Source organism: Bacillus sp. ISL-34, from assembly GCF_018613325.1.
Taxonomy (GTDB): domain Bacteria; phylum Bacillota; class Bacilli; order Bacillales; family DSM-1321; genus Peribacillus.
In genome coordinates, this window is record NZ_JAGGQJ010000004.1 from 339,725 (window position 1) to 353,167 (window position 13,443).

The window sequence follows — 13,443 nt, forward strand, 5'->3', positions numbered from 1 at the left end:
TGAAAAAGGTATGGAAAAAGACTAATATTTACTTAGACATCATTTGGTAAAATTTTTATGAATTTTTCATGACAATTACGAAGTGTTACGTGAAATACGTCACAAATGTATAAGAGTGCTTTTTATAATGGAAATTAATCAGATAGACAATATATTTTAGTTATGGAAAGCATCACAAGAAAATATCGTAAAGGTGGAAGAATACTTTTGAAAAAGCCAACTATCGTTGTTTTAGGAGCAGGTTATGGTGGATTGATGACTGTTACTCGCTTACAAAAGGCATTAGGTCAAAATGAAGCAGAAATCGTATTAGTTAACAAAAATGATTACCACTATGAAACAACATGGCTGCATGAAGCATCGGCTGGAACGCTTCATCATGATCGTGTGCGCTATCCAATCAAAAGTGTCATTAACAACAAAGTTAAATTCATCCAGGATTCTGTTTTGGAAGTGAAAACAGATAACAAAAAAGTCATCCTTGAAAACGGCGAAATTTCTTATGATTACTTAGTTATTGGACTTGGACCTGAATCGGAAACGTTCGGAATCCAAGGGCTAAAAGAATATGCTTTCTCTATCTCTAACGTGAACACGGCACGTAAAATCCGTGACCATATCCAATTGCAATTCGCTACGTACAGTTCTGAGGTCGAGAAGAATGAAGACCGCTTGACGATCGTTGTTGGTGGAGCAGGATTTACGGGTATCGAATTCCTAGGCGAATTGGCTAACCGTGTCCCTGAACTTTGTAAAGAATACGACATCGATTTCCAAAAGGTTCGTATGTACTGTGTGGAGGCAGCACCAGCCGTACTCCCTGGCTTCGATCCGGAATTGGTGGATTATGCAGTATCTTACCTTGAGAAAAAAGGTGTCGAATTCAAAATCGGTACACCGATCAAGGGGGCGACTCCTGAAGGCATCATCGTGGCAAAAGGCGAAGATGAAGTGGAAGAAATCAAAGCGGGAACCGTTGTGTGGGCAGCTGGCGTACGTGGTAACTCCGTGATAGAGGCTTCCGGTTTTGAAGCTATGCGCGGACGTATTAAAGTGAACCTTGACATGCGGGCACCGGGTCATGACGATATCTTTATCGTAGGAGACTGCGCTTTGATCATCAACGAGGAAATTAATCGTCCATATCCACCTACTGCACAAATCGCGATGCAGCAAGGTGAGGTCATTGCGAAGAACCTGACTAAATTGGTTCGTAACGAAAGCGACCTTGAAACGTTCACTTTCGAAAACAAAGGAACGGTATGTTCACTTGGTGAAGACAATGCGATTGGTGTTGTGTTCGGCAAGAAAGTTACAGGTAAGACTGCATCATTCTTAAAGAAAATGGTTGATAACAGAGCATTGTTAATGATTGGCGGAGCTTCCCTTGTTGCTAAAAAAGGTAAATTCAACGTCCTTTAATTTTTCTATATATAAATAAAGGCCATTTGGGGATTGTCCCTGAATGGCTTTTTCATTGGCATCCCATCAATGGTTGAGTCGCCATCTATTGGAGTATGCACTGTTTTCATTTGGAATATAATGGGTAATGATGACGAAGCTTAATCGTATGTTCCTCTGCTGATAGGAGTTTACACTAATTATAATGAATATAGGGGAAGTGGGTCTTGGTGGAACGATGCAAAAATGTTTGGCTGGCTGTGTCCGGCCTTGTGATATCTGATAAAGGTGAGTGGCTGGTCGTGAACAAAAGGTATGGCGGATTGAAAGGGCAATGGTCGCTTCCGGCAGGTTTTGTCAAAAATGATGAAACCGTCGATGAAGCTGTCGTGAGGGAAGTGTTGTAGGAGACGGGTATTCATACAGAAATCGAAGGCATTGTAGGAGTGAGAAGCGGAGTCATCAAAGGGGATATAAGTGATAATATGTTGATATTTTTACTTAAACCGGTAAGTTTTGAAGTAACCGCTCAATTGGATGAACTATATGAAGCTAAATTTTATGACCCTGATTTGCTCATGCAGGAGGGGAAGCAATCATTACTATTGGAACAGCTTTTAGCTTTTAAAAAGGAAAGAATGCAGACGATGCTTGACGGGTTGAACCCGGGAGATCAATTTGGGTATACATCATATAATTTATTCATGTGATTTGGGTAATTATCTTTTCTTCGGTATTATTTGGTATAAGTCGTTGACGCAGCAATTATTTTTTCAGTAAACTAAAGGTGTCGCTTTTTAAGGAGGGTCAAGAATAACATGCCATTGCCTGTTTTAATTATCTCAATACTCTTATTTTTCATATTGTTTTTCGGAATTGGCTTTTTGCTGAATATGCTCTTTCGTTCTTCGTGGATCATGGTCATCTTATTTCCAATCGTCTTTATCATCATTGTCAATGAAACAAAGTTAATAGAATATTTTAGAAATCCGGGAATATCTTTTTCTAATCTTGGAACGAACCTTACATCCTTGCATACGGCAGACATCATTATTTTATCAAGCGGGCTGCTTGGTGCGGTTTTAGCTGGCGTGGTCATCAGGATTCTAAGGAATAAAGGATATCAAATGTTTTGAAAATGGGAAGGGCCGTCATTTATGGACGGTCCCAGACTGTAGACAAACTCGATGAAAAACGGGTTTGTCTACATTTTTTTTAGGATTAGTACAATTTGTCTACTCCAGGCACTCGCTTTCCGCGGGCGGACCGGGAGCCTCCTCGACGCTCTTTGCGTCTGCGGGGTCTCCCTAGGACTCGCTTTTCCCGCAGGAGTCTCGCACCTTCCGTTCCAGTCAACTTTGTTTAATTTATCGACAAACTGGGGCCGTCAATTAGGACGGCCCTTTTTTTGTAAGAAAAATTGGATCTTTTCATGCTTTATGAATACTTTCACTCTGGAAAGGGAACAAATATCCTTGTGAGAGGAGTGGAATTAATACATATGAAGGGTGTAAAGGCGTTATTTTTGAGGGTTGCTATTATCATATTATTTATCTTGGCCATCGATTCAACCTTAAATCATGTTTTTGGGGCCATGCCTGAAGATCAACCTTTTGAAGAGGCGATGAAACAACATCGAATGCTTGGTCTCGAATATAAAGCCATCCATAGTGGAGGTCAAGTGGCAACGCTAATGGCATCCGCATCCACGAGTAATGGTCCCACAACGATAGCGGAGGCAATCGAGCTCTCGAAATACCCGAAGCATGAAGTTTTGGCTACAGGATATACAGCAGGGTATGAATCAACCGGAAAGTATCCGGAAAGCCCATCCTATGGAATCACTTATTCAGGGGTGAAGGTGAAACGGGATCTGTTTTCCACCATTGCCGCCGATCTTACCGTATTCCCTCTCGGAACCATCCTTTGGATTCCGGGCTATGGATATGGGGTTGTAGCGGACAAGGGTGGTGCAATCAAAGGAAACCACCTGGATCTATACTACGAAACGGTACAAGATGTATACGAGAATTGGGGAAAGAAAACCCTTGAAGTATATGTTGTCCAAAAAGGGAACGGCGAGTTATCCGAAGAACAGTTAAGCAAGTTGAATGAAACCAAGATCAGGCAGGTATTCAAGCCTAAAATCGCCCAGAAAACATTGAACGAGAATGTAGCTTCGTTTGCTTTTTAATGATGGACAAAAGTGAAAGTGAAAGGCTGCCTCAATTGAGGCAGCCTTTTGATTGTCTGTTTCATTTGGAACGCCCTTAGTCCATGCTTTTGTAGGCTTCAGGATGCAGAGCCTTTGCCAATTTGGAAAGCCCATCCAGTAATCGCGGGGAAGGCCGGCAGAATAAAGGTTCTTCCATGATGTGAATATTGTTATCCCGGACTGCCCTCATATCAGTCCACCCTTTCCGTTTTTTGACCAGCTCCGGGTTTACTTTTCGTAAAGGGACACCGACCCAAGCTAAGCAAATGTGGTCGGGATCCCTTTTTTTGACCTCTTCGGAAGTGACTTGAATGCTTGCCATGTCGACATCTTCGAAAAGGTTATATCCTCCCGCAAGCGTGCTGATCTCGGATAACCAATTAACTCCCCCGGGGCTGAATAAGGGATTTGGCCACCATTCCCAATACAGAGACGGCTTTGTTTCGATTTTATCGGCGACGTTTTTATATTGAAGGATGGCATCGCGGAATTTGGCTGCCTGTTCCTCTGCTTTTTCCTTAAGATCCATGGCCTCGCCCAAGATCAGTAAATCTTTTGCGATATCTTCAAGTGATTGCGGGTTGAATATGATATGGGGGATGTTCCGTTCTTTTAGCCCCTCAATATTTTTTTCCATGCCCGGTACACTTAGTGAAGCCAGCACCAGATCGGGTTTTAGTGACTCCACATGATCGATATCAATCGATAAATCGGGCCCCACCTTAGGAAGATGCTGTAAGGTTTCAGGCCAATCAGAGTAGTCATCGATGGCGATCAGCTGATCTTCAATCCCTAGATATGTGCAGAGTTCCGTATTGCTGGGGCAAAGAGAGATTATTTTCAAATTGAACACCTACCCTTGAAAGATGAAAAAGTGAAGTGCCAGCGCAATGAATACTCCGGTCAAGGCTCCGAAAAATACCTCGATTGGCTTATGGCCCAACAGTTCCTTTAATTGTTGCTGTTTCTGTTTATCTGCTTTTTTCTGCCAGTTCTTTGCTTGCTCGACAAATGTATTGAAATCCGTAACGAGCTGGTTCAAAACGGCTGCCTGTTCTCCTGCCTGCCTTCTCACTCCTGTCGCATCGAACATCGTGATGATTGCAAAGATCGCTGCAACGGCAAATACAGGGGAATCCATTCCGGTTTCGATCCCAACCGCTACGGTTAGGGCTGACACGGCCGCAGAGTGGGAGCTTGGCATACCGCCTGTGGAGTTGATGAGTGACCAGTTCACTTTACGAAATGCTATGAAGTGGATGGGCACTTTAATGAATTGAGCAAAGAAAATGGCAATCAATGCTGCGATTAAAGGGAAGTTGAGTAATAATTCCAAGAGTATCAGCCTTCTTTCTAGTTATAAGTAAAGATGAAATCCATATATGGGTAAATACATCATGCTCGGAATAAGGCGCTTATTATTATTTCCATTCAGTCCTGTCGATTCCCTGCTGGTATAAGTATAAATTATAAATATGATCTTTCTTAATACTATTACTCTAAAGTCACTCATTCTAAACAATATCCCTTGTTATTATTATTTTTGTGGGCCTTATTCGAAAATTTTTGAAGGTTTCGTTATAATGGATGTAATCGAATGGAGGAGGTAGCAGAATGTTCACAGTAAAAGATTCCTTGAATATAGATTTGATGGACGAATGCCTGATTCTAGGCGTATTTGACAGACCCGTAAAATTTACAGGCATAGGAAAAGAAGCGGATGAACGATTGGACGGCCAGCTAACAGAGTTAGTGAAGGCCGGAGAAATCTCTTCCAAGAAAAAATCAGTGGTCAAAATACATACATTAGGTAAATTAAGCGTAAAGAGATTGATTTTTGTAGGGTTGGGCAAGGAAAAGGAGCTATCCTTTGAAACGCTCCGCGAAGCGTTGGGAAAAGCGCGTAAGACGATAAAAGAATCCAAGATTACGACACTTTCAATCGCTTTGGATACATTCACGACTGAAAATCTGGATGCATTGGACGCAGCGCATGCTTGTTCCGAGGCTTTCGAACTTGCTTCCTATAAATTTGACGGATACAAGCAAAAATCGAACCAGGTCGAAAAAAGCCTGGAATCGATTACGGTTTACAGTGAATATGATCAAGAAGAGGTCGGAGCCGCGCTTCATGTAGGGAGAATCTTCGGAAGGGCGACGAACTCAGCCAGAACATTGGTCAACACTCCAGGCAATTTGTTGACTTCCACGGATTTGGCGGATTATTCATCTGCCTTGGGCGAACGTTATGGTTTTGAAGTGGAAATCCTCGAGAAGGAAGATATGCTCAAGTTGGGAATGGGTGCGCTCCTTGCTGTCAATAAAGGTTCGGTCGAGCCTCCGAAAATGATCGTCCTGAAGTATCAAGGTAAAGAGGAATGGAAGGATGTTATCGGGTTGGTCGGCAAAGGCATCACATTCGATACGGGTGGATACTCATTGAAAACGAAGGCCGGAATCGTTGGAATGAAGACGGATATGGGCGGTGCGGCAGCTGTTTTAGGCGCGATGGAAATAATCGGTGAATTAGGACCGGATCAAAATGTCGTGGCTGTCATTCCTTCCACTGATAACATGATCAGCGGTGATGCATTCAAGCCGGATGATGTGATCACTGCCATGAGCGGCAAGACGATAGAGGTATTGAATACGGATGCGGAAGGCCGGCTGGTTTTGGCGGATGCCATGACATACGCTAAACATCATGGTGCTGACTATCTTATTGACGTTGCTACTTTAACGGGCGGTGTCATAACGGCGCTGGGCATGGATATGACGGGTGCAATGACAAATGACACGGAATTCTATGAACAAGTGGTCAAAGCCTCAGAGGAGGCCGGGGAGCCCATTTGGAGATTGCCGATTACAGAAAAGGATAAAGAGCGGGTACGCAATAGTAAAATAGCGGATTTGAATAATTCACCTGGAGGGGCAGGGCATGCGATCATGGGCGGTGCATTCATCGGCGAATTTGCCGAAGACACTCCGTGGGTCCATCTGGATATTGCCGGAACATCCACAACCTCGAGCAGCTCCGAATTGTGCACGGCGGGGGCTACCGGTGTCATGGCACGAACGCTTGCACTATTGGTTGAAACCTTTGAATCGAAAACAAGATGAACCCAAATATCCGAAGCCGAAAAAAGGCTTCGGTTTTTTTACCAAAAGAATGTTTGACGTTATACATCCCTCCATTTCAAGCTGACGATGATATGACAATTTTCTTCCCCTGCTTTAGGATAGAAATCAAAACGGATCCCATCTGGGTTATACGTGATATCAGGTTCGTTCTTAATTCCTATCTGTCGGATCATATCGATCACGACACTCTTTTTCGACGCTTGGGCAGCAGTCATCAACCGGTTCGAGAAAGGCTTGGATGTGGCTAAAGTATCCATGACTTTTTTTACATCAAGCATTAAGGATTGCGATGTCTTTGCCGATTTAACCAGCAGATCCGGATTGGTTGCCGAGTAGGGGCGCAATGTTCCTTCCCGTTCCCGATTCATTGCCCCGGCATGAGGCGGAAACAGGATAGGGTCATAAAAAAAATAAGGGAAATCCTCCAAAAGGTTTCCTTCCTTTCCTTAAGTCTGTCTATAGACACGTTTTCGTTATACGTTAAAATATGTATAAAGGCCAGCCGATATGATAGCGGTTTGTGAATGACCTTTCTCTGCAAAAAAACTTCTTGAAAATTATGATTAAAGACACACTATTATTTGTAAACTGCTTCATTGACAGGTATAGTGTATAGTAATATACTTACTTACCTAAAGTAAGGAGAAGGCACACTATAAATTATAAAATAGGTGATGTTAACATGAAAATAACCGAGGAAACAAAAAACCTTTTAATAGATAAAATGAATATCATCAAAACCCCGGGAAAAGCTGATATATGCCTTGTGGGGCCTGTGAACCTGCCTGTCGAACAAGGTGATTTCTCAACGGTTTTCCAATGGTATACATGGCTTCAGCTTGACGGCGCGGATAATGACAAGGAAGCGGTGCTTGATTCGCTTTCGGAAGCCAACCTCGCTTTTGGACAGCAATCCTCCGTATTGGTGTATGGGGATTTTAATAAGTCGGGGGATGCACTTGTCCGGATGCATAGCATCTGTCACACAGGTGATATCTTCGGCAGTAAACGCTGTGATTGCGGCTACCAGCTCCACCAATCGATGAAGATGATAGCCGAGCATGGGTGCGGGGCCATTTTTTACCTTGCGGACCATGAAGGAAGAGGGATCGGCCTGTTTTCCAAATCTCTTGCCTATTTGCTTCAGCAGGAAGGTTATGACACGGTCGAGGCGAATGAGGCTTTAGGATTCGAGGACGATACGCGATCTTACGAGGGAGCCATTCGAGTGTTGAGGGAACTGCGCGAGAATCCGGTGACTTTGATCACGAACAACCCGAAAAAGCTGGATGCCCTCAAGAAGCATGGACTTGCGGCAAAGGACCATATTCCGCTTTGGGGCGGTCTGACGGAAGATAATAGTTTCTATCTCGATACAAAGGTTAAGAAGTCTGGACATATTCCCGAAAAGAAGCCAACTTTGATTGTATAAGGAGAGCTATAGTATGAATGATGATCAATATTACATGAAGCTGGCACTGGATTTGGCGGCGAGTGCCAAAGGAAAGACGAATCCGAATCCAGTGGTCGGTGCAGTCATAGTCAAAGACGGTGTGATAGCCGGGACAGGGATCCACCGTAAAGCGGGTGAACCGCATGCGGAAGTACATGCTTTCAAAATGGCGGGTGAGTATGCGGAAGGTGCAACGCTATACGTGACTCTTGAGCCTTGTTCCCATTATGGAAAGACACCTCCTTGTGCAAATTTGGTGAAAGAATCAGGTGTCCGGCGGGTTGTCGTGGCTACTCAAGATCCAAATCCGGAAGTAGCCGGCAGAGGGATATCGATCATAAAGGATGCAGGCATTGAAGTGGAAGTTGGCGTCCTTGAAAAGGAAGCTCAAAGGCTGAATGAGCGTTTTATTCACAATATGCTGACGAATCGTCCATTTGTCATATCGAAGTATGCGATGACGCTCGACGGAAAACTTGCAACCCACACAGGTCATTCAAAATGGATAACAGGAGAAGAATCACGTCATTCCGTTCATTTGCTGCGTGATGAGGTGGATGCCATTCTCGTTGGTATCGGGACTGTGTTGGCCGATGATCCATCACTGACGACCAGACTTCCGGAGGGCGGAGGGAAAAATCCGATCCGGATCATTTTAGACAGTGAATTACGTGTTCCCTTGGATGCCAATGTTGTACAAGCATCAGTTGCGAAAACCTTGATCGTAACGCAGGAAAAAGCACCTGCGGATAAAATGGACCTTTTACGTGAAAAAGGGGTCGAATTCATTTTTGTCCCCAAAAACGAGACGGGCCTGAATCTAAGGGCTTTGATGGAAGAGCTGTATAAAAAGGGGATTACGGATGTCTTGCTGGAAGGCGGAAGCGAAGTGAATGCCTCTTTCCTTAGGGAAGGGCTCATCGATAAATACTTGATTTATATAGCTCCTAAACTATTGGGCGGGAGAAACTCACTAACACCGTATACTGGAATGAATGTGGATAAGATGGATGAAGCGATGGATGTTTCCTTCTCTGGCGTGGAAACGTTTGGTGAGGACATACGCATCACGGCTTATCCTAAATAAAAATAGACAACAGGTGAAGAGGCATGTTGGTTAAAGCAGATGTATGCATAGTCGGATCAGGACCTGGAGGAGCTCTGCTGGCTTACCTATTGGCCAAGCAGGACATTTCAGTCGTATTGCTTGAGAGGCATTCTGAGGTTTCAAGGGAGTTCAGGGGCGAGTTCTTGAACGATGAAGGAGAGGGCATTCTTAAAAAGCACGGTTTATTCGAGAGTGTGGAAAGGCTAGGCTTGCTTAGGATGGAACAAATTGAATATTGGAATGACGGCCAAATATTCAAAAGCATTTTTCCTGAATGGCCTGTCGATCATGTGGGGATACATGTTCCTCAAAATCATCTGCTTACAGCTATATTGAATGAAGCTGAAAAGCTGGACTCTTTTCAATTGATGATGAATACGAGGGTTACGGACTTGATACAGAATGAAATGGGCCGTTTTACGGGTGTCAAGGCTCGAAATGGCGGAAATGACCTGGAAGTGCAAAGTTCATTGATAATCGGGGCGGACGGCAGATTTTCCATCGTTCGAAAAAAAGCGGGGATTCCAGTCGTGATTAAAAATCATGGTTATGATTTACTGTGGGCAAAAATTCCAGCTCCCGAGGGATGGAAGCCTTCGATCAAGATGGCATTTGTCAATGGCTCACAGGTTGCCCTCTTCACTCAGGCTGGAGGTTTCATCCAAATTGGCTGGAATATAGAACATGGTTCATTTCCCCATTTGCGAAAACAGCATTTTGATCCGTTCATTGAAGATTTGCTTTTTGCCTTTCCTGAATTAAAAAAGGTTGTGAGTGAAAATATCCGCTCTTGGCATGACTTTATTTTATTGGATGTTTACAGCAGCTATTGTAAAACGTGGACAAAGGATGGCGTTGCTTTATTAGGTGATGCAGCCCATACGATGACACCTACAGGTGCGTTCGGACTCAATTGTGCCATGAAGGATGCCGATATTTTAGCCGAACTTATTTCTGGATGCATCCTGCAGGAGGATACTGGCTTCCTTGGACTTAAAATGGCTGAGCCAAAAAGAAAAGCCGAAATTGAAAGATTACAGGCCATTCAGGTGGACAAGGAAATTTCCTTCGCATCACAGTTTGCCGCCGCTTATGTTTGAATAGGAGTGAAGGATATGAAATTCGGTTTTGATATTGACGATACCCTTATTAACTTGAGGGAGTTCGCGTTTCATCTTTATAATGAAAAGCTTAATACGAACATAGAGTTAACGAAATTCAGAGCTTTAAAGACGTTGGAGATCCATGAAGCTTTCGGGCTTGATAAAGAGGCTGGGGGCAAGATGTGGAACAGCCTTGCCGAGGAAGTGTATTATTCATCCTGTCCAGCCTTCGAGGGCGCAGTGGAAACGCTGCAGGAGCTTGAACGCGATGGTCATGAAATCTATTACATCACCGCCAGAAAAGCGGAGCATGGTGAACGGACGAAAAAATGGCTGATTGAAAACGGCTTTCCGGTTAAGGATGACCATTTTTACTGCGGGATGAAGGATCATGAAAAAATTGATACGATCCGCAAATTGGAATTGGATTATTATTTTGATGATAAACCTGCAGTGCTGGAAACTTTATTGGATATTCCAACGAAAGTGTATGCAATAGATAACTCCTATAACAGGGAATTGGATATTCCAAGACTGACAAGCTGGTTTGAATTAAAAGAAATCCTCTCAAAATAATAAAATTCACATTATTGACGGATGACTTGATAGACTTGGGTCATCCTTTTTTTGTATACTGGTATGAATAGTGATTCATTTTTTATGTAAATGGCAGGAAAAAACATGAGATCTGGGGGTATTGGGATGGAGAGAAATATTGAAAAGTCATTGATAGGCACGCTTGGGATTGAAATGAAAGAAGTGGGTGATGGGAAAGTCATTGCGACGATGCCGGTGGATGACCGGACTAGGCAGCCGTATGGTTTATTGCATGGGGGAGCGTCCGTTGCCCTTGCAGAATCCGTTGCAAGCTTTGGCGGAATGCAGCTGGTAGATAGCACAAAACAAGCTGTCGTCGGCCTTGAAATCAATGCCAATCATGTAAGGGGCGTCCGTTCCGGTTTTGTTACCGCAGAAGGGAACATCATCCATCACGGGAAGACGACCATGGTGTGGGACGTGAAAATCCATGATGAAGAGGATCATCTTATCTGCATTTCACGTTGTACATTGGCCGTTATCGACTTACCGAAGACAAAGTGATTCTACAGTGTCCGGTTTAAGTATAATATGGCAGTAGACTATTGTATGAAAAGAGGTTTTTTTATGCTGGTGGGTCATATACAAGAAATAACCCGTCATCCTGTAAAATCATTCACTGGTGAACAGGTACAGAAAACGAGGGTGATGGACTATGGACTATATGGAGATCGCAGCCATGCCTTTAAAGACAAAAATGGGAAGTTCCTGACGATAACCCAAGTCCCGGAAATGGTCCGTTATCAAGCTGTTTTTTCTGGTGAGGAAACCCTTGACCACTATCCGGAAATTAAAGTGAAGACCCCTTCAGGAAACGTGCTGACATGGGGGGAGGGAGCCTTTCAGGAGGAAATGGAACGGTTGTTAAAACAGGAGGCTGCACCCGTTGTTTATCAACCTATACATATTCCTTTAGGTGCGATTGAAGAAGAAAACATCCTGCTTGTCAGTGATGCCTCGATTGGAGAATTGACAAAGCTTTGGGGAAAAGAACTGGATAGCAGGAGATTCAGGCAAAATTTGGTGCTATCCTTAGTGAACAAAACGCCCTTTTTAGAAGAGAAATGGTTCGGAAAAAGGATTCTAATCGGGAATGAAGTGGAATTGGAGATCAAAAGGTACTGTGAACGTTGTATGATCATAACTGTCGATCCAAACGATTCCCAGAAAGATCCATCACTTCTGAAAACTGTGGTCAAGGAAAGGAAAAACCACTTTGGCGTATATGCCTCGGTCATGCAAACTGGTGAAATCAGAGTGGGCGACCAGGTATTTTTAAAGGATTGAGACAGAAAAGAGCTGCTCCTGTAATCCGGGCAGCTCTTTTACTATGGCAGGATCACCGGGTTTTCTTTAAATCATCCTGGACACTCCGATCCCACATTTTTACGCCAGAATGATAAGCCGAGCGATTGATTAAATGCCCGGCCACAGGGCCGGTCATGAAGATAAAGATGATCGCGAGCACGACCCGGAAATCGAAATGGCTATGTTTATAATAGAAATATAATAAGGTGCCGATCAGGATGAACATGATCCCAAGTGTCGAGCTTTTTGAGGCAGCGTGATTTCTTGTATAGACGTCAGGCAGCCGGATGATGCCGAATGCCGAGACTAAAAAGAGAAAGACTCCCATTAAAAGGAATAGGGCCGATAGGATTTCAACGATTGCGGTCATCTTCAATAATCTCCCCTTTCTCAAGGAATTTGGCGAAAGCGACCGTTCCGATGAATGATAGGATTCCGAGCAGAAGAATGGCTTCCAGATATGCGCTTGTATCCATGACAATGGAGGCAAGTGCAACGATTGCGATAAGATTGATTCCCATCGCATCGAGTGCGACGACCCGATCCGGTACGGAAGGCCCTTTGATTAAACGGTATAAGAATCCAACCATGGAAAGCGAAACACCGAGCAGTGCGATTTTAAGTATTAGATCGAACATTATTTGCTCACCTCCATAATCGCTTTTTCAAATGTATTTTTAATGCTGTCCACAGCCTCATCTTTGTCGGCAATATCCATCGCATGGATATAAAGAATCCGATTATCTTCCGATACTTCAACGACAAGTGTTCCTGGTGTCAGTGTAATTAAATTTGATAGGATCGTAATTTCCCAATCCTTAGTCAGTACGGTTTCATATGCGAATATGCCAGGTCTCATATCCAGGCTCGGTTTAAGCACGGCCTTAAGGACGCTAATGTTGGAAAGTATGAGTTCCCTTGCGAATATGAGCAGCAATAGAACGACGGCATTCACCCTTTTCAAGTAAAAACGATCATTGAAAAAATGACGGAAGACGAACATGATGCCGAGCCCCAACATATATCCGATGATAAAAGTGCTCCCGTTAAACTCATTTTTCAAAAACATCCAGATAACCGCAAGGAACACATTCAGTAAAATTTGGAATGACATCAG

16 protein-coding genes and 1 pseudogene are annotated in these 13,443 nt (G+C 43.6%); 11 read left to right on the forward strand and 6 right to left on the reverse strand.

What is annotated here, in order from left to right; genetic code table 11:
• Positions 1-207: 207 nt before the first annotated feature.
• The 4 genes and pseudogenes from J7E52_RS05440 (at position 208) to J7E52_RS05455 (ending at position 3,595) form a co-directional block, all read left to right on the forward strand.
• Complete coding sequence (locus J7E52_RS05440; protein WP_214744007.1) at positions 208-1,422, forward strand: NAD(P)/FAD-dependent oxidoreductase; 1,215 nt, start codon at positions 208-210, stop codon at positions 1,420-1,422.
• Between the two features lie 209 nt (positions 1,423-1,631).
• Positions 1,632-2,111 (forward strand): annotated as a pseudogene (locus J7E52_RS05445) (NUDIX domain-containing protein).
• 108 nt (positions 2,112-2,219) lie between these two features.
• Positions 2,220-2,537, forward strand: a complete 318-nt coding sequence (locus J7E52_RS05450) for a YuiB family protein (protein WP_063234052.1) — start codon at positions 2,220-2,222, stop codon at positions 2,535-2,537.
• Between the two features lie 365 nt (positions 2,538-2,902).
• A complete protein-coding gene (locus J7E52_RS05455; RefSeq protein WP_214744008.1) occupies positions 2,903-3,595 on the forward strand; it encodes a 3D domain-containing protein in 693 nt (230 codons plus the stop codon).
• Positions 3,596-3,671: 76 nt separating this feature from the next.
• Here J7E52_RS05455 and J7E52_RS05460 read toward each other — a convergent pair whose 3' ends face one another.
• Together J7E52_RS05460 and J7E52_RS05465 are read right to left on the reverse strand one after the other, a co-directional pair.
• Positions 3,672-4,460 carry a cobalamin-binding protein gene (locus tag J7E52_RS05460; protein WP_214744009.1) on the reverse strand — a complete coding sequence of 263 codons (789 nt, stop codon included), beginning with the start codon at positions 4,458-4,460 and terminating at the stop codon, positions 3,672-3,674.
• Positions 4,461-4,469: 9 nt separating this feature from the next.
• Entirely contained in the window at positions 4,470-4,952 is a 483-nt protein-coding gene (locus J7E52_RS05465) for a divergent PAP2 family protein (RefSeq protein ID WP_034310222.1), read from the reverse strand.
• 278 nt (positions 4,953-5,230) lie between these two features.
• Here J7E52_RS05465 and J7E52_RS05470 point away from each other — a divergent pair, with 278 nt between their 5' ends.
• A complete protein-coding gene (locus J7E52_RS05470) occupies positions 5,231-6,736 on the forward strand; it encodes a leucyl aminopeptidase (protein ID WP_214744010.1) in 1,506 nt (501 codons plus the stop codon).
• Between the two features lie 59 nt (positions 6,737-6,795).
• Here the strand turns inward: J7E52_RS05470 and J7E52_RS05475 are convergent, their stop codons facing one another.
• Positions 6,796-7,185 carry a YuzC family spore coat inner layer protein gene (locus tag J7E52_RS05475; protein ID WP_214744011.1) on the reverse strand — a complete coding sequence of 130 codons (390 nt, stop codon included), beginning with the start codon at positions 7,183-7,185 and terminating at the stop codon, positions 6,796-6,798.
• A 254-nt stretch (positions 7,186-7,439) separates the two neighbouring features.
• Between J7E52_RS05475 and J7E52_RS05480 the strand changes: the two genes are divergently transcribed.
• From J7E52_RS05480 to J7E52_RS05505, 6 genes are all read left to right on the forward strand, one after another.
• The gene (locus J7E52_RS05480) at positions 7,440-8,189 is read left to right on the forward strand and encodes a GTP cyclohydrolase II (protein WP_214744012.1); all 750 of its coding nucleotides are present in this window, start codon (positions 7,440-7,442) and stop codon (positions 8,187-8,189) included.
• A gap of 13 nt (positions 8,190-8,202) precedes the next feature.
• A complete protein-coding gene (gene ribD, locus J7E52_RS05485) occupies positions 8,203-9,297 on the forward strand; it encodes a bifunctional diaminohydroxyphosphoribosylaminopyrimidine deaminase/5-amino-6-(5-phosphoribosylamino)uracil reductase RibD (RefSeq protein WP_214744013.1) in 1,095 nt (364 codons plus the stop codon).
• A 23-nt stretch (positions 9,298-9,320) separates the two neighbouring features.
• Positions 9,321-10,418, forward strand: coding sequence for an FAD-dependent monooxygenase (locus J7E52_RS05490; protein ID WP_214744014.1), 1,098 nt, complete (start codon positions 9,321-9,323; stop codon positions 10,416-10,418).
• A gap of 15 nt (positions 10,419-10,433) precedes the next feature.
• Entirely contained in the window at positions 10,434-10,997 is a 564-nt protein-coding gene (locus J7E52_RS05495; RefSeq protein ID WP_214744015.1) for a 5' nucleotidase, NT5C type, read from the forward strand.
• A gap of 126 nt (positions 10,998-11,123) precedes the next feature.
• Positions 11,124-11,522: a hotdog fold thioesterase gene (locus J7E52_RS05500; protein WP_286197468.1), complete on the forward strand. Its 399-nt coding sequence runs from the start codon at positions 11,124-11,126 to the stop codon at positions 11,520-11,522.
• A 63-nt stretch (positions 11,523-11,585) separates the two neighbouring features.
• The gene (locus tag J7E52_RS05505; RefSeq protein ID WP_214744017.1) at positions 11,586-12,305 is read left to right on the forward strand and encodes an MOSC domain-containing protein; all 720 of its coding nucleotides are present in this window, start codon (positions 11,586-11,588) and stop codon (positions 12,303-12,305) included.
• A gap of 52 nt (positions 12,306-12,357) precedes the next feature.
• On the opposite strand, the gene mnhG is transcribed toward J7E52_RS05505, so the two are convergent.
• The 3 genes from mnhG to J7E52_RS05520 are packed head-to-tail and all read right to left on the reverse strand — an operon-like array spanning position 12,358 to position 13,440.
• Positions 12,358-12,696 (reverse strand): monovalent cation/H(+) antiporter subunit G, encoded by a 339-nt coding sequence (mnhG, locus tag J7E52_RS05510; RefSeq protein WP_214744018.1) that lies wholly within the window; start codon positions 12,694-12,696, stop codon positions 12,358-12,360.
• On the reverse strand, positions 12,680-12,916 hold the full coding sequence (locus tag J7E52_RS05515; protein WP_396020251.1) for a Na(+)/H(+) antiporter subunit F1: 237 nt from the start codon (positions 12,914-12,916) through the stop codon (positions 12,680-12,682). The genes mnhG and J7E52_RS05515 overlap by 17 nt, the downstream gene beginning before the upstream one ends.
• Positions 12,917-12,963: 47 nt before the next feature.
• A complete protein-coding gene (locus J7E52_RS05520) occupies positions 12,964-13,440 on the reverse strand; it encodes a Na+/H+ antiporter subunit E (protein ID WP_214744020.1) in 477 nt (158 codons plus the stop codon).
• Positions 13,441-13,443 lie beyond the last annotated feature (3 nt).

Excerpts from the sequence above, each read along its gene's own strand:
- J7E52_RS05505 (WP_214744017.1), top strand. The coding sequence starts at position 11,586 with ATGCTGGTGGGTCATATACAAGAAATAACCCGTCATCCTGTAAAATCA.
- J7E52_RS05455 (WP_214744008.1), top strand. The coding sequence starts at position 2,903 with ATGAAGGGTGTAAAGGCGTTATTTTTGAGGGTTGCTATTATCATATTA.
- mnhG (WP_214744018.1), bottom strand. The coding sequence starts at position 12,696 with ATGACCGCAATCGTTGAAATCCTATCGGCCCTATTCCTTTTAATGGGA.
- J7E52_RS05480 (WP_214744012.1), top strand. The coding sequence starts at position 7,440 with ATGAAAATAACCGAGGAAACAAAAAACCTTTTAATAGATAAAATGAAT.
- J7E52_RS05495 (WP_214744015.1), top strand. The coding sequence starts at position 10,434 with ATGAAATTCGGTTTTGATATTGACGATACCCTTATTAACTTGAGGGAG.
- J7E52_RS05500 (WP_286197468.1), top strand. The coding sequence starts at position 11,124 with ATGGAGAGAAATATTGAAAAGTCATTGATAGGCACGCTTGGGATTGAA.
- J7E52_RS05490 (WP_214744014.1), top strand. The coding sequence starts at position 9,321 with ATGTTGGTTAAAGCAGATGTATGCATAGTCGGATCAGGACCTGGAGGA.
- J7E52_RS05470 (WP_214744010.1), top strand. The coding sequence starts at position 5,231 with ATGTTCACAGTAAAAGATTCCTTGAATATAGATTTGATGGACGAATGC.
- J7E52_RS05520 (WP_214744020.1), bottom strand. The coding sequence starts at position 13,440 with ATGTCATTCCAAATTTTACTGAATGTGTTCCTTGCGGTTATCTGGATG.
- ribD (WP_214744013.1), top strand. The coding sequence starts at position 8,203 with ATGAATGATGATCAATATTACATGAAGCTGGCACTGGATTTGGCGGCG.
- J7E52_RS05450 (WP_063234052.1), top strand. The coding sequence starts at position 2,220 with ATGCCATTGCCTGTTTTAATTATCTCAATACTCTTATTTTTCATATTG.
- J7E52_RS05515 (WP_396020251.1), bottom strand. The coding sequence starts at position 12,916 with ATGGTTGGATTCTTATACCGTTTAATCAAAGGGCCTTCCGTACCGGAT.